A 14,544-nucleotide genomic window follows, 5' to 3' on the forward strand; every position below is an offset into this window, starting at 1 on the left:
TGTCAGCGCCCCGCGAATTTTGCGAGACCCGGGCCATTCTTGCGGAATGACGCGAGACCGGTCTTCAGATCTTCCGAGGCCCAAATCGGCGCCTGCACTCTTGCCATCGCCTCATCGGCGGCAGCGACGCCTTCATTGACCGCGATATAGGCGAGCTGCTTCGTGGCCGCATGCGCCACGGTCGGGCCCTGCGCAAATTCTTCCGCAAGCGTCATCGTGGTCTGTTCCAGCGACTCTTCCGGCACGGTGAGATTGATCAGGCCCCATTTCTCCAGCGTCGGCGCGTCGTAGCGTCGGGCCAGCATCGACATCTCCTTGGCGCGCTGAGCACCGATGCGCTGTACCTGGCGCTGGATTCCGCCGAGCAGAGGATGAAGCCCAAGCGTGGCCTCGACCGATCCAATCTTTGCCGAGGAAGCGGCGATAATATAGTCGCAGGAAAGCGCAAGCTCGAGTCCGCCACCAAGGCAGACGCCGTGAACGCTGGCGATCAGCGGAATAGGCAACAACTCCATGAAACGCAGGAATTCGACGCCGTTCAGCCGCCTGTTTTCGCTGGCCTGATCAACGGCACCTGCGGCGACCCGCTTATCAAAGATATCCAGATCCGCGCCGGCGGAGAAATGGCGTAGTCCGCTGCGGATCACAATAGCCCGGCTACCGGCCTTCTGAGCCGCCTCCACCTGCTCGACAAGCGCATTGATGAGCTTTGGGCCGAGCAGGTTGTACGGCCGATAAACCATGGTCAATACGGAGATATTGCCGCGCTCTTCGCGCGTCACGAGCACGTCCTCGGACAAACTTGCCTCCTGTGTGTCGGCGCTGCTTTCGAAACGGCCGCATTCTCGTTTCGCAGGACACTACATCATGACTTGCATTTTGCAAGTCACGAGTCGTTGTCCGAATGACGGGGCGTCCCCCACCTCCACTTGCGGCGTGACTGCGCGCAATTAAGTTCTCTTGTGGCCGCACGGCTGGACGCGGATCGCGCTGAGGTACCAGCGGTTGAGCGATTAGGATATTGCGGAGGCCCGCCGAATCTCGCAGGACCGAAGCCGCGAGGCCCGCATGAAATACGCAGAAGATCGCCCCTATGCCGACCCGGAGAAAGCCGCTCGCCGGCTCATGGAACTGGCCCAGGCTGTTGAGCCCGTTCAGGACGGCCGCATCCATATCGAGAAAATCAATTACCCGATGCTCTCCCAGGACAAGGCCAAGCCGGCCGAATACAGCGCGGGCCCCAAATTCGCGATCGAGCGGGGCTGGCTCCGGCTGCATGAGAGCGGCACCTACGTGAAGATCACGCCGGAGGCGGGCGGTGTACCGGTCGTTGACATTCAACGAACGTAGTTTTCGCAATCTTTCGAACCGGCCCCGGAGACTCGCGTGACCCTTGGGCCGGAGGTAGGTATTTAGCCGATGAAGAGACTTCTGATCGTAGCCGTTGTAGCCTTTTTGCCGACGACGTCGGCCATCGCATCCTTTCAAGAGCAAGAGAAATGCCTTGAAGGATGCATTAGTAGTTGGAATATGTGCGTTATGGAGTGCGGCGGAGACAGCAAGGGACACGGATCACCAAGCGCGCACAATAGGATCGAAGCTTGTGTGGCCTCGAGGCGTTGCCGCCCAAACTACGATGCTTGCGTTGCGAACTGTTCGCGAAAGCGCAACTAGGAGACGGTCCCTCCACCCCGCAAACCGCGGCCATTCTCATTATTTCCATGATCGCGTTGCGGCTCGGGGTCTCGTCACATCGCCTATCGAAGGCCGGCTGCGTGCATCAATGGGCGTGCGTCGCTCAGGGACGGACGCGGATGATCGTCTTCCCCTTTCGTCGCTCGGTCGGGTTCAAGGCGGCGACGGCATCGTCGAGGGTCGAGACGTTGCCGATGTTCGTCCGCAGTCGTCCGTCCCGCACCCGCAGGACGATTTCACTCAGTTGGGCACGATCGGACTCGACGACGAAGTCGACCGCGAGGCCGTCGGCGGGCCGTGCCTCGGCCGGCCCGACGATGGACACCAGCGTTCCTCCGGCTCGAATCAGGCCTGCGGACCGCTTCCCGATGTCGCCGCCGATGACATCGAACACCAGATCGACTCCGCCGACGTCTTCCAGGACGTCGTTGTCGAGGTCGACGAACTCTTTCGCGTCGAAGTCGAGCACCGTCTGACGGTCGGCGGCGCGTCCGGTGCCGATGACGTAGGCGCCGGCCTCTCGTGCAAGTTGCGTCACCATCGACCCGACTGCGCCGGCCGCACCGTGCACGAGGATGCTCTGCCCCGCCTGAAGGCGGCCGTGGTCGAACAGTCCCTGCCACGCAGTTAGGCCCGAGATCGGCAGGCTCGCGCCTACCGCGAAGTCGACGTCGCCCGGCAGCGGCGCGAGGTTGCGTGCCTCGATCGCCACATACTCGGCCAGCGTGCCGTCGCGATACCAGTCCGCGAGGCCGAACACCCGCTGTCCCACCGACAGCCCCCTCGTACCATATCCGAGAGCGGTGACCACTCCGGCCAGCTCGTGCCCAGGGATGGATGGTGTTCGGTCACGATCGGCGCGATCGGTCCAGGTCGAGGGCCACGCGAGCTCAGTCGGGACGAATCCCGACGCATGAACCTGAACGACGACGTCGTTTATCGCTGCCTGCGGCTCGGGCCGCTCCACCAGCTTCATCCCAGCGGGTCCCGCAGCCTGGTCCGTTACGACGATTGCCTTCATGGGAATTATCTCCTCGGTCATTTGTCTCTTTGGTGGAAATGTTGCGGGGAGCGTGGACGCGCCGGCTATCGGCAAAATGCCAGCCGTTGTCGAAGTCCTGTCTCCGTGTCTGCGATCTGCGCTGTCTGCATTGACCGGGGCTCCCACTAAGCCTGATGGATCGGGATCGCTCCGGTCGCCAGTGTTAGCGAATAGATGCGTTGCGCCTGCTCATAAAACAGTACCAAGATTAGTGTTTTTGGCTGCACCACTGCGCGATGGCTGCCCTCCCCATCCAACTCAATCGTGCCAGAAGGGCTCCGGCGGCTGCCCAGATTTCGGGGCCAAAACGGACCTCGCACAACGGAGACAGCGCCTTCGCATTTCCCGCCCCAGATAGCTGCATAGAGAGGATGAAGTGCCTTCTCTGCGAGGACAGCGGTTGGGTTTGTGAGAACCACCAGGACCGGCCGTGGGAAGGTGAGCACGCTTGCGGTTGCGAAGGCGCCGGAGCGCCTGCCCCGCCCGCAACGTTCCGAAGGAAGGGGATGCCCCTCGCCTCGCGGGCTCGGGTGGCCGCGATTACGCTTCGGCTTGGACTCAAGCAGCGGCCAGAGGAAATCGTCATCAACGAGGACCGGCACGCGATATGCCGAGAAGACCTACGGCAACCACGTCATAGCCGTGCGCTGGCTGCGACCTGCTTACCGCGTCATGAACCTTTCGCCGCATCGGGGTTAGGGGAGCCACCACTCCGCTTTGGCTAGAACGTTCCCTAAACAAAAATCAAAAAGGGTCGCACGAATGCGACCCTTTTTTCGTGCAGGGAACAGTCGCATGACATGCCTCTAATCCATCATCGCCATCCAGAAATTCCACTGGTCTATCAGCATGTTGCTAGATGGTGGGGGAGGCAGGACTCGAACCTGCGAAGCCATGAGGCGGCTGATTTACAGTCAGCTCCCTTTGCCACTCGGGACACTCCCCCGTCCCAACAGCGTCGGACGCCACCCGCCCGAAGTGGCGGCGGACAGGTCAGTCGGTGACGCTGGTGACCGCGGGACCCGTCGGGGTGCGCGGCCGGCGCGTTTATGTGCGAAGGGAGGTGGCAAAGTCAACCAAGGGAAGCCGTTAATCGGCATCCTTTTGCCGGCAAAATTGCCATTGTCCGGAACCCGTGAGACAAGGCCCGTGATGAGCGATCGTGACCGCAAGCCCCCATTCCGCCGCGGCGGGGCTAAACCGTTCGAAAAAGGGCGAAAATCGGCCGGGCGGCCGGTTTGGCGCAGCCGCGATTCGGATGCCGACGGCCCGGTGATTCTCTACGGCTGGCATACGGTTTCGCTGGCGCTGGCCAATCCGGAGCGCCGGATCCGCAAGCTGTTCGTAACCGAGAATGCGGCCCGACGGCTCGCCGAAGAAGGCATCGACACCCGCGTGCCCCCGGAGCTCGTCCGCCCCAGCACGATCGACCAGCGTCTGGGACCGGATGCCGTGCATCAGGGGCTGCTGGTGGAGGCCGATCCCCTGCCCTCGCCTGATATCGATACGCTCGAGCCCGAGGGCATCGTGCTGGTGCTCGACCAGATCACCGATCCGCACAATGTCGGCGCCATCCTGCGCTCGGCCGCGGCCTTCGCGGTGAAGGCGATCGTCACCACCGCCCGCCACAGCCCCGAGGCGACCGGCGTGCTCGCGAAATCGGCCTCCGGCGCGCTGGAACTGGTGCCGCTCATCACCGTGCAGAATCTCGCCCGCACGCTGACCGCCTTGAACGAGCGCGGCTTCCTGACCGTCGGCCTCGACAGTCAGGGGAGCGAGGATCTCAGTCAGGCCGCGCTACGGCAGCCGCTCGCGCTGGTGCTCGGCGCCGAAGGCAAGGGATTAAGACAACTGACGCGGGAGACCTGCAGCGTGGTGGCGCGGCTCGACATGCCCGGCGAGATCAAGAGCCTCAACGTCTCGAACGCCGCAGTGCTCGCGCTCTATATCGGCGCAAGCCGGCTCGGCCTGATGTAGAGCGTTTTCGAGCGAAGGAGCTCGACGCGAATGAAAGCGCCCGCTCGCGCGATGCGAACGGGCACCAATCCCAGGAAGCGCCTGTCAGGTCAGTAGTAGCGGCGCAGCACGCGCTGGCCGTGATAATATTGCGAGTGGCCGTAGCGATAGTGCGAACGATAGTAGCGCGGACGCAACGGACGATAGTACGAGACCCCACCCTCGCGATAGGTCGGGACCGGCGCCCAGTTGCCCGGGCCGGTATAGGTCGGCCCCTGGTTGACATAGTAGTATTGCTGCTCTGGATCCGGGAGCCGCTGGGTGACCCAGCCGTAGCCAGGGCCACAGCCGCCGCAGCCAGAGGTGTAGTTGTAGCTGACGACCGGCGCGGAATAGACCGGCGCGGCGTAGACCGGCGGCGCGCAGGGGCTGGCATAATAACCATAAGAGCCGCACGGCGAGCACGAGCCGTACTCGCACGCCATTGCGGGTGCCGCAGCCATGACCGCGACTGCCGCGACCATTCCTGAAATTATGTGACGCATTACTCTACTCTCTCCTGTTGGTGTGTTCTTGTTGGCTCATCTCTTTGTTTGAGCATGGTCTCCGCGCAAACGCTTTGCGTTTGTCGCGAGGGAAAACCGGTTTCCACTTTTCCGGACCATGCTCTAGCGCGGAATTCTCGGCGGCCGGCGGTGATGGTCGCGCGGGAGCTGGTCATACTGCGGCGCGTAGATGATGGGCGGCGCATCGACGGGCGGGCCTGACTGCGCCGGCAGCGGCATCGACTGCGCGGACCAGGATTGGTGATAGCTTTCGGCCGGCTTGGGCAGACGCCGGTTCGAGGGCGGCTCGATCTCCAGGCGCCCATAGCCCGGCATGTGGCCGAGGCTCGGATAATAATGGCCGACATTGGGCTCGGAATCGATGTAGCGGCCGCCATAGATGGTCGGCTGCACGTGGACGTTCTTGCCGAGGCCCCACTCACCTTCGATCACGGCATAGGAGGCGTCGATGCCGTTGATGATGATCGGCACGCCACGGCGATAGGGAACGACGATATCGAAGCCGCCGCCGGAGCCGCCGCCGGCAAAGGCCGTCGACGTCATCGCCAAAAGAATCCCCGCTGTAATGCCAACGCGCATTGGTTGCTTTCCTGTCTCGTTCAGCAACCTAATCGAATGCGCGCAGCCAAAGGTTAAGGCGGCAGGCCAAACTGCCGGTAAGCCTAACGCGTGAGCATGTCGGCTCGCTCAATTGCGGCCGATCGCGATCAGGATTTGTTAACGCCGTATGCGCGGCCGCTTACGCCAGCAGCGTCTCGATGAAGGTGTTCACACCGATCGCGATGGTCACGAGCCCGACCGCGCCTTGCAGCCCGCGGTTGGCCCAGGTGAGCCAGCGCGCGGATGCCGCGATCGGCACCGCAATCACGGTGGACAGCGCGCCCATGCCTACCATCGAGCCAATCCCGAACAGGGCAACATAGCCCAGTCCGACGATCGGGCTCGAGGCCTGCGACACCGCAAGCACCAGCAATGCTGCAGAACCGGCCATGCCGTGCATCAAGCCGACCAGCAGCGTGCGCCAGCGAAAGCCGTGCGCGTGGACATGTGTAGCGGCATGATGCGGCTTCGTCTCGCCGGCATGGCTGTGGGCGTGGAAATGCACCGTTCCGTCGCCGTGGCCATGGCGGTGGAAATGGACGCGGTCGCGCCACAGACGCCACAGCACATGGGCACCGAGCCCGATCAGCATGATGCCGACGGCGCCCTCGATCGGCCGGGCCACCGTCTCGGGGATCGCGTGTCCGAGCAGGATGGCGGCGCCCGCGAAGCAGAACAGCGTCAGCGTATGGCCGAGCCCCCAGGTAAGCCCGTGCCTGACGATGTCGCCGACATGGGTCCGGCGCGCGGCGATGCTGGAGACGGCAGCGATATGGTCGGGCTCGAGCGCATGCTGCATGCCCAATAGAAAACCAAGTCCCAGGATTCCAAACATGCGCGCCGCCCGCTCCAATACCCCATTTGACACGAAGTCACGGCCCTTGTCAGGCACTGCTTCAACAAAGGGCGGCGTATCAACGTCCGCGAGTACCAACCTTCCTATGCGCTTGCTGCGATCACCTGGGTTTGAAGTCGCGTGAACAGGATCAGTGGAACAGGCCGGCCGCGCGGCCGCTTGGTGTCGGTTGCGACTTCAAGGAGAATCTCACATGAGACCACTCGCTATCGCCGGCACCGCCGCGCTGCTCGCTTCCGCCCTGGCCGCTCCCGCCGGGGCGCAACAGGTGATCTACAATCCCGGCTATTGCGCTCAGTTCTATCCGAACGCCAATTGCCAGAACCAAGGACCGGGAAATCCCTATACCGGCAGCTACCAGCAGCGTCGCGCCGCCGCCTATCAGTACAACAATGGCTGGAACAATGGCTGGAACAACAGCTACGCTCGCTGGGACGATCGCAGCGGCTTCTGGCCGGGCAACGTCGCCGCCGGGGTTGTCGGAGGCGCCGTCGGCACGGCGGCCGTGGTCGCCACGGCGCCATTTGCCGGCTTCGATAACGGCTACCGGGGCGGCTACTACACCCAGAGCTACGCCGAGCGTAACGGCCTCGTCTGCACGCCCGGCACCTGGTTCCGCGGCGAGGATGGCCGCCGCCACCCCTGCCAGTAACCCGATCGACCAGTTGGGGAAAAGGCGGCTGCCCGGCCGCCTTTTTCCTGCACAGGTCTCGCCTGGCTGCCCTCAGGTTCTGGCCCTGCGCCGTCAAGTCTGATATGCGAGCGGCCGAAATTGCCGGCTTAGCTCAGCGGTAGAGCAGCGGTTTTGTAAACCGAAGGTCGGGGGTTCAATCCCCTCAGCCGGCACCATCCGCTTCATCAAAGCGCCGTGTTTTGCGCCAAGATCGTTTCAAGCCATTTCCATTGTCGAGGCGGACCGCGCGCGTATTTCAGCCGAACAGGATTTTAAGAATGACTTATTTCATCTACGCCCGCGACGGCACGGGGCAGATCATCCTAAGGCGCGAGAGTGAGGATGCCGCGCTGAAGAAAGCGCACGAACTCAAGGAGATGGGCTGGTTCGACGTCGAGATTCGACAGGACAAGAAGCCTGCCGCTGCCTGATGAACCTTTGCGGTTCGGGCCGGACATACGTTCGAGGTGCCACATGTCCGACACACAGCACTACCGGTTTCAATCCGAGCAAGCGAAGCGGCTGGCCTATCAGGTCATTGATGCAGACGTTCGCGAAAAACTGCTCGAAATGGCCGATGAATATGACCGCTACGCCGACCTGATCGAAGCAAAGGCCTCCGAACGGCTGGCCGAGACGACCGCAACACCACTTCCCGCGAGCTAGAGCGTTTTCGAGCGAAGTGGACACCGGTTCGCGTGAAGAAAACGCGTCAAAACAAGAATCTAGAGCTTCGGTTCTGATTCCATCAGAACCGAAAATGCTCTAGACGCCGGTCACGAAGCCGTAAGCGGGCCACAAACATTTGATGCGTGATGAAGCGGCCCCCTGCCCGCTCTGGCGGCGTCGCCGTGGACCGGGTACATCATCCGCACAATGGCGCATCACGAAACGGCTTATCGGCCCGATATCGACGGGCTGAGGGCAATCTCCATTCTGCTGGTCGTCGCTTATCATGCACAGCCTTGGCTGGTGCCGGGCGGCTTCATCGGCGTTGACGTCTTCTTCGTCATCTCCGGCTTCCTGATCACGCGGATCATCCTGACGAAGGTTGATGTCGGCACCTTCTCTTTCGCCGATTTCTATGCGCGGCGCGTTCGCCGCATCTTTCCAGCCCTCGTCGTCGTGCTTACCGCGACCTATCTGGTTGGATGGTTCGCGCTGCTGCCCGATCAATTCGTGCTGCTCGGCGAGAACATTGCCGCCGGCGTCGCCTTTGCGGCCAATCTGTTCCAGCTCAGGCAAACCGGGTATTTCGCGCCTGCCGCCGCGGACAATCCGCTGCTGCATCTCTGGTCGCTGGGCGTCGAAGAGCAGTTCTATATCTTCTGGCCGCCGGTGATCCTTCTTCTCTCCGCGACCGCAATCCGCGGCCGATGGATCGCGCTCATCGCGCTGGTCTCGTTTGCGTTCAGCCTGAGCATCTTCTTCGGCTACGAGACCGTCGCGTTCTACTCACCGCTCACGCGCGCCTGGGAGTTGCTCGCGGGCGGACTTCTTGCCCACCTGGTCGTACGGAAGAGCGTTAGCTGGGACAAGCGGATCGGCGAGTATCTTGCCCTGGTGGGCCTTGCCGCGATCCTTGGTCCGGCGCTGCTGTTAGATCGCACCAGCGCGTTCCCGGGCCTCTACGCCCTGCTGCCGGTGTTCGGCGCGGTATTGCTGATCGCCACGCCGAATTCGGCCGTGAACAAGATGCTGCTGTCGAACCGACCAATGGTATGGATCGGCCTGATCAGCTATCCGCTTTATCTCTGGCATTGGCCGGTCCTGTCCTATCTCGGCATTCTGCGCAACGGCGTGCCGAACGTCATGGAGATCTGGGCGGCGGTCGCCGTCTCCGTGATTCTTTCCTGGCTGACATTCCGCTTTGTCGAAATTCCGCTTCGCCACTACGACCGGGCAGTCAAGAGACTAGCGCTCGGTCTCGCCCTGGTGGGCATTGCCGGTCTCGTGACCATCGCCGCGGCCGGATTCGATTTTCGTTTTCCTGTGGAGGTGCAGGCGATCGCGCGGACCCAGGCCAAGGACAATGCGGGATTTAGCGATAAGTGTTTCCTCGAAACGCCGGGCGCTGAATTCAACGCTGACTGCATCGAGCAAGGACCGCAGCCGCTCGTATTCTTGTGGGGCGATTCCACCGCGGCCGCGCTCTATCCGGGCTTGAAGGAAGCAGAGGCCGCGAGCGGATCGTTCCGGCTGGCGAGGTTCAGCGCACCGGGCTGCGCGCCGATCCTGGATTCGGGCGCGAATGCGCGCTGCGACGAGGTTCATCGCATCGCGTTCGGCCTTCTTCAGTCCGCGCATCCGGATATCGTGCTGCTACATGCCATGTGGGGCACGAACAACGATCTCGACAAGTTGCGCGAGACGATCGCACGGCTGCGCGCCAGCAAGGTCCGGCGCATCGTGATCCTGGGTCCACTGCCGGTCTGGAAGCGAACGCTTCCCCATACGCTCGTCAATCACTACCGGGCTTGGCACGAGATTCCGGAGAGGATCGCGGTGGGTGTATCGGGCTTGGACAATGATCAGCGGATGGAGGCTTTCAGCAAAGCCGAAGGAATCGAGTACATCTCGGCCTGGCATACGCTGTGCAATGCTGCGGGCTGTCTGACCGGAATCGGGACCGACGCCAACCAAGTCCTGATAACCGATATCGTGCACCTCTCCGACGCCGGCTCGAAGTTTCTGATCAGAGCGATCGGCAAGGAATTGCTGCCGTTTCCACCGCGCCCGTGAGGACAGCGGCTTCGGCCTGTTATGGTAAACGATCTCTTCCGATTGACGCGGTGTTACTCTTTTGTCACCTCGGTGGAAATTGGGACTGCCATAACGTGGGATGCTTGATTCCGGAGGCAACCTTTGCTGCAGTCGAATGAGGCCGAGGTGTGCCATGAAATGGATGAAAGAACGCGATCTCCTGATCGCTCAGACAATGGCGTTCGTGCAATCGGTGACCGGCAAGAAGCCCGACGCCGAGTTGTTGTCGCCGGCCACCGAAACGACCGTCCGCGCGACCATAACCACCGCCGTGGTTAACGTCGAAGCCGTGCTCGCCGAGCCGACAGCGATCCCGGTCGCCGTCCCGCCCAAGCCCGCTCAGACGATGCCCGCTCGGACAATGCACCCTGAGGCAAGGCCATCTCAGGCGAAGCCGCCTCAGATCGCGGGTCTCGACCTCCCCGCCGATTTCCAGTCCGAAATCCGTGCCCGGGTGGCAAGCTTCCGCGCGCACCAGGAGCGGTTCACCCGCGAGCGCGAGGAATATTGCCGTGCCACCATGGCCAAGGTCCGCGCCACCCTCGGCGAGGGCACCTAGCCGCCCCGCTCCACCGAATAGAGTAGTCCCCCGACTGTCCCGCTAGCGTCTTGACGGTCAGAGCCAGGCCCATACCAGCAGCATATTGGCCACGGAGGCGACCAACAGCGCCACAGTGAGCGTGACATGCACGCGTTCGCTGGATGTGTGCAGAACCGTTGTCATGGCCTGGACCATCCGGCGATTCTAGCACCGGAGTCTTGCGGATTCTTTTTTGCGGGATTCACCACTTATTAGGGACTCAAGATGGGGTGACGGACGCCCTCACCTGGGCGTGAAACAAGACGGTTGGCGACGCTGAAACTCGGGGGGCGGGGTCGGCGTTGACTGCCTTTGCGGAGCCGCGAATAAGAATGCCCTACGCGCTGTTTTCCAACGACGCCAAGCTGAGCAAGGCCTATCCGACTGAGGCGGATGTCTGGAAGGTCGCCCGGAAGAGCGGCCTGGTCGTGGACGTGGCGACGGAGGATGACAAGGCCGCCCCGCGGCCGGTCCTGGACAATGATTACGAGATCAGGCCCTGCCAGGCGGAGCCGAACGAAGACCCCGCCAAGAACAAGGCCGATGCCGAACGCGAGGCGCGGATCGAGCCACAGCTCTCGCCGCCCGAGCCGCCGCAGGAAGAACCCTTACGGCGTCGCGCTCACCAGTGAGGCCTGCTCCGAGGCCAGCGTCACGCACGCCTTGCGCCGGTGCAATCCCCTGATCGCGCCGGTGACCTTGAGCACCTTGCCAACCCCGCAGGCCGGATCCTGAACAAAGGCGACTTCGTAGGGCGCGAGAATCAGCGGCTCGGATTTCAGCACGGTCTGGGCACGGCATGGCGATATCGCCGCAGAGAAAATCAACCCTAACGCAAAAGCACGCATGTTCGTATGTCCACCTGGCCCGGCGGCCGGCATAATAAACCATCGAGGGTGAAAGTTCCGTGCACTGCAAAAATTATTTTTCGCGGTGCCGGTAGCCCTGCAGCAAAAGGGCCGGCGGGGAAGCCGGCCCTCGCCCCCGCGGAAACCCGCGATCAGTATTTGGAAGCGACCGGCCCGCCCCAGCCGAAGCGGTAGTTCACGCCGACCTTGACCGTATGCTCGTCGTCCCGGAAGCGGGAGCCGACGATCTCGGCCGGACCGGAGGTGAAGGTCGTGTGGCCGAAATTGTAATACTGGTACTCGGCCTTGGCCGACCAGTTCGGCGCAAACATGTATTCGAGACCGGCGCCCACGGTGTAGCCATTCTTGCGGTTACCGTCGGTCGTGAAGGGCTGCGGCACGCCGGCGAAGGCGACGCCGATGTTGCTGTTCTCACGCCAGGCATAACCGCCCTTGGCGTAGAGCACCGCCGGGCCCCAGGTGTAGCCGATCCGGCCGGTCACTGAGCCGAGCTGGTCGGTGTTGCCCGTTACCACCGTTCCAGCGGGGAACACGAAGCCATTATTGCTGGCGCCCGTCAGCCAGCTGTATTGCGCCTCGACGCCCGCCACCCAGTTCGGCGCGAACTGATAGTCAAAACCGCCCTGCACGCCGCCCAGGAAGCGCGCGTCGCTGCCCAGCAGATTGTTGCCGTCGGTGAAGCCGCCGCCGATATGTCCGCCGATATAGAAACCGGTCCAATTGTAAACCAACGCCGGCGCCGTATAGGCCGGCGGTGCCTTGGTATAGGGCCGTGCCGGCATATCAGCCGCAAAAGCCGGGCCGGCGAATGCGGCCAGGGCGACTGCGCCAAGCAAACACTTCTTCATGGTAGTTCCCCATTTACTCACGTCGCGACATCAATCCAAACAACGTGACTTCAATTAGGTTGCTTTGGGGCACCGCCAGAGCATCACGTGTTCGTCACCGTGACAGCGCCGCAACATCACCCGTTGGTTCCATTGCATGGAAGAATTTTCCTCCGGTTAATCCGGAGCCGGCCACCAGAACGGATGTCGAATCTGACTAAGCCGAGGTTCAACCCTCGCCGAAAAGTGATCCGATCCCGGTAACCCTCCGGCCACCGAACCGGCGCTACCGCGACATGTTCTCCAGCTCTAGAAATGGCGCGTAGGTCGCGCCGGCGCAAGGCTCGGCGGCATTTTCCATCATACGGTCGAGCCGACCATCGACGTACACGATCGCGCGCTCCCGCGTCGGCCGATAGGCGCCGTCCGAGTCGCGGGCGCTGAAACGCAGGCAGGTGATGTAGCGCAGCCGCCCGCCCACCGTCCGCTGCACCGGCTCGGCCATGGCTGCGTCCCGCACGCCGGTGGGATCATTGAGATAGGTGTGCATGAACGCCACGGTCTCGACGCGGTAATTCTTCGGATACGGCTGGTCGGCGACACCGCGGTCATCGGTGAAACTGATCGACCTGTTGTCGTCGCTGCTCAATGCGGAGCAGGCCGCGAGCGCGATCGGCAACAGCAGGATCGCCGTAAGTCTTGCTTTCTTCCCCAAGTTCCTTTCGCCCCAAAGTCGACTGCATCGGTCCCGGCGGTTTCTTAGACTGGCTAGCGGCGAAAGGGAATTCGGATCTCGGCGTCGGCTCAATGCACCATCCCACGGCCATTGGGGATGCAATGGCCGTGGGTGGGCCTGATATCCGCCGGCGCGGTGGGGCAATGTGGATCAAAACCGCGGCGGACGGACCAGTCGTGAAAGCCAGGGTTCAGCCGCGCTTGGCGGGCCGCACGATGTGCTTGACCGCGACCTTCGGCGTGACATGCGTCTTGATCACACCGATGTGCTTGTGGTGGCCATGATGGCGGACGTAGCGCTGGTGCTTATGATGGTGGCGCACCATCTTGGCATTGGCATTCAGCGCCTTGGGCTTCGCCAGCTCGGACTTGATCACCGGCGCGTGGGTCGTCTTGCCATAGTTGCCGGCAAACGCGGGCGCGGCCATCACGGAAACCGCAAGCAGCGCCGCGGAAATGGTCTTGAGCATGGTTGTCTCCTCTTCCAGGGATCGCTGAGACCTCCGGTCGGATGGCCGGGCTCGCCGATCAGTGACGATGACCTTAGGTCGGCGGCGCTGAACCCACGCTGAAACGCGCGGACGGAATTCGTTCATCTCCATGACATCCTGTTCATGTCCGTGACTGCGTCACGTCTGCGAGGCGTGAGTTTCAAAATGGCGTGCCGAATCGGGAATGTTTCCGAGCACCGGGTGTTCAAGGAAGCGGGCCGCGGTTATAGGATCGCCGGGCTGACCATCAGGAGAGAGGCATGCAGAAATTCGCGATCAGGCTGTTGACGCTCGCCATGTTGTCGCTGACGCTTGCGGCAGCGCCCGTCGTTACAGCGGTCTATGCCGCGCCGGATAACGATCCGCCCCCGCCGCCGCCGCCCAAGGGCAAGAAGAGGTCGGAGATCCGCCCGAGCGTCGAACGGGCCGCCTTCGAGAATGGCTATCGTTCCGCCTACGCCACGATCTACGACCGTCACGATTATGCGAACGCGATCGAGCAATTGAAGGCGCTGCACCGCGACGACACCGCCGCCGTCGCCAACCTGATCGGTTATTCCTATCGCAAGCTCGGCGACTACAAGCTGTCGCAAGTCTGGTACGAGCGCGCGCTGAAGGCCGATCCGAACCACGTCAAGACCTGGCAGTATTACGGTCTGTGGCAGGTCGAACAGGGCAACCGCGACCAGGCGCAGTATCATCTCAACCGCATCGCCCAGCTCGCCGGCACCAACAGCGAGGAATACCGCTCGCTCGCCGCCGCGCTGGAGAAGCCGCCCGGCACCGGTCTGGTGTATTGAGGCCGGTGCTCCGCATTCGTCCCTTCTCCCCTTGTGGGAGAAGGTGGCGCGCATGAAATGCGCGACGGATGAGCGACTATCTGGATTGTCA

General features: G+C 62.6%; 18 protein-coding genes and 2 tRNA genes. 10 read left to right on the forward strand and 10 right to left on the reverse strand.

Features of this window, described 5'->3' with window-relative positions:
• Window positions 1–2 precede the first annotated feature (2 nt).
• Window positions 3–800: an enoyl-CoA hydratase/isomerase family protein gene (locus OZ411_RS29865; protein ID WP_282530833.1), complete on the reverse strand. Its 798-nt coding sequence runs from the start codon at window positions 798–800 to the stop codon at window positions 3–5.
• A gap of 268 nt (window positions 801–1,068) precedes the next feature.
• Here OZ411_RS29865 and OZ411_RS29870 point away from each other — a divergent pair, with 268 nt between their 5' ends.
• The gene (locus OZ411_RS29870; RefSeq protein ID WP_282530834.1) at window positions 1,069–1,350 is read left to right on the forward strand and encodes a hypothetical protein; all 282 of its coding nucleotides are present in this window, start codon (window positions 1,069–1,071) and stop codon (window positions 1,348–1,350) included.
• Window positions 1,351–1,798: 448 nt separating this feature from the next.
• On the opposite strand, the gene OZ411_RS29875 is transcribed toward OZ411_RS29870, so the two are convergent.
• Both OZ411_RS29875 and OZ411_RS29880 read right to left on the reverse strand, forming a co-directional pair.
• Entirely contained in the window at window positions 1,799–2,716 is a 918-nt protein-coding gene (locus OZ411_RS29875; protein ID WP_130576871.1) for an NADP-dependent oxidoreductase, read from the reverse strand.
• Between the two features lie 881 nt (window positions 2,717–3,597).
• Window positions 3,598–3,683: transfer RNA gene (locus tag OZ411_RS29880), tRNA-Tyr, on the reverse strand.
• Between the two features lie 206 nt (window positions 3,684–3,889).
• Here OZ411_RS29880 and rlmB point away from each other — a divergent pair.
• Window positions 3,890–4,714, forward strand: a complete 825-nt coding sequence (rlmB, locus tag OZ411_RS29885; protein ID WP_130584372.1) for a 23S rRNA (guanosine(2251)-2'-O)-methyltransferase RlmB — start codon at window positions 3,890–3,892, stop codon at window positions 4,712–4,714.
• 89 nt (window positions 4,715–4,803) lie between these two features.
• Here the strand turns inward: rlmB and OZ411_RS29890 are convergent, their stop codons facing one another.
• The 3 genes from OZ411_RS29890 to OZ411_RS29900 all read right to left on the reverse strand — a co-directional run bounded on the left by OZ411_RS29890 (window position 4,804) and on the right by OZ411_RS29900 (window position 6,694).
• Window positions 4,804–5,238, reverse strand: coding sequence for a hypothetical protein (locus tag OZ411_RS29890; protein ID WP_282530835.1), 435 nt, complete (start codon window positions 5,236–5,238; stop codon window positions 4,804–4,806).
• Between the two features lie 123 nt (window positions 5,239–5,361).
• Window positions 5,362–5,838, reverse strand: a complete 477-nt coding sequence (locus OZ411_RS29895; protein WP_282530836.1) for a hypothetical protein — start codon at window positions 5,836–5,838, stop codon at window positions 5,362–5,364.
• 160 nt (window positions 5,839–5,998) lie between these two features.
• On the reverse strand, window positions 5,999–6,694 hold the full coding sequence (locus OZ411_RS29900; RefSeq protein ID WP_282530837.1) for an urease accessory protein: 696 nt from the start codon (window positions 6,692–6,694) through the stop codon (window positions 5,999–6,001).
• Window positions 6,695–6,908: 214 nt separating this feature from the next.
• Between OZ411_RS29900 and OZ411_RS29905 the strand changes: the two genes are divergently transcribed.
• The 7 genes from OZ411_RS29905 to OZ411_RS29935 all read left to right on the forward strand — a co-directional run bounded on the left by OZ411_RS29905 (window position 6,909) and on the right by OZ411_RS29935 (window position 11,363).
• Complete coding sequence (locus OZ411_RS29905; RefSeq protein ID WP_282530838.1) at window positions 6,909–7,367, forward strand: hypothetical protein; 459 nt, start codon at window positions 6,909–6,911, stop codon at window positions 7,365–7,367.
• Between the two features lie 122 nt (window positions 7,368–7,489).
• Window positions 7,490–7,564: transfer RNA gene (locus OZ411_RS29910), tRNA-Thr, on the forward strand.
• A gap of 102 nt (window positions 7,565–7,666) precedes the next feature.
• Window positions 7,667–7,819: a hypothetical protein gene (locus OZ411_RS29915; protein ID WP_155255128.1), complete on the forward strand. Its 153-nt coding sequence runs from the start codon at window positions 7,667–7,669 to the stop codon at window positions 7,817–7,819.
• 43 nt (window positions 7,820–7,862) lie between these two features.
• On the forward strand, window positions 7,863–8,054 hold the full coding sequence (locus tag OZ411_RS29920; protein ID WP_282530839.1) for a hypothetical protein: 192 nt from the start codon (window positions 7,863–7,865) through the stop codon (window positions 8,052–8,054).
• Between the two features lie 210 nt (window positions 8,055–8,264).
• On the forward strand, window positions 8,265–10,130 hold the full coding sequence (locus OZ411_RS29925; protein WP_282530840.1) for an acyltransferase family protein: 1,866 nt from the start codon (window positions 8,265–8,267) through the stop codon (window positions 10,128–10,130).
• Between the two features lie 154 nt (window positions 10,131–10,284).
• On the forward strand, window positions 10,285–10,710 hold the full coding sequence (locus tag OZ411_RS29930) for a hypothetical protein (RefSeq protein ID WP_282530841.1): 426 nt from the start codon (window positions 10,285–10,287) through the stop codon (window positions 10,708–10,710).
• A 353-nt stretch (window positions 10,711–11,063) separates the two neighbouring features.
• A complete protein-coding gene (locus OZ411_RS29935) occupies window positions 11,064–11,363 on the forward strand; it encodes a hypothetical protein (protein ID WP_282530842.1) in 300 nt (99 codons plus the stop codon).
• Here the strand turns inward: OZ411_RS29935 and OZ411_RS29940 are convergent.
• The 4 genes from OZ411_RS29940 to OZ411_RS29955 all read right to left on the reverse strand — a co-directional run bounded on the left by OZ411_RS29940 (window position 11,340) and on the right by OZ411_RS29955 (window position 13,632).
• Window positions 11,340–11,579, reverse strand: a complete 240-nt coding sequence (locus OZ411_RS29940) for a hypothetical protein (protein WP_282530843.1) — start codon at window positions 11,577–11,579, stop codon at window positions 11,340–11,342. The two genes, OZ411_RS29935 and OZ411_RS29940, sit on opposite strands and share 24 nt — an antisense overlap.
• Before the next feature lie 152 nt (window positions 11,580–11,731).
• Window positions 11,732–12,448 (reverse strand): outer membrane protein, encoded by a 717-nt coding sequence (locus OZ411_RS29945; protein ID WP_282530844.1) that lies wholly within the window; start codon window positions 12,446–12,448, stop codon window positions 11,732–11,734.
• 265 nt (window positions 12,449–12,713) lie between these two features.
• Window positions 12,714–13,142 carry a hypothetical protein gene (locus OZ411_RS29950; RefSeq protein WP_282530845.1) on the reverse strand — a complete coding sequence of 143 codons (429 nt, stop codon included), beginning with the start codon at window positions 13,140–13,142 and terminating at the stop codon, window positions 12,714–12,716.
• Window positions 13,143–13,353: 211 nt separating this feature from the next.
• Window positions 13,354–13,632, reverse strand: coding sequence for a hypothetical protein (locus OZ411_RS29955; protein ID WP_207234660.1), 279 nt, complete (start codon window positions 13,630–13,632; stop codon window positions 13,354–13,356).
• Window positions 13,633–13,913: 281 nt separating this feature from the next.
• Here OZ411_RS29955 and OZ411_RS29960 point away from each other — a divergent pair, with 281 nt between their 5' ends.
• Window positions 13,914–14,453, forward strand: coding sequence for a tetratricopeptide repeat protein (locus OZ411_RS29960; RefSeq protein WP_282530846.1), 540 nt, complete (start codon window positions 13,914–13,916; stop codon window positions 14,451–14,453).
• The last annotated feature ends 91 nt before the right edge of the window (window positions 14,454–14,544 follow it).

Origin of the sequence: Bradyrhizobium sp. Arg237L, from assembly GCF_029990105.1 — a bacterium.
Classification (GTDB): Bacteria; Pseudomonadota; Alphaproteobacteria; order Rhizobiales; family Xanthobacteraceae; genus Bradyrhizobium.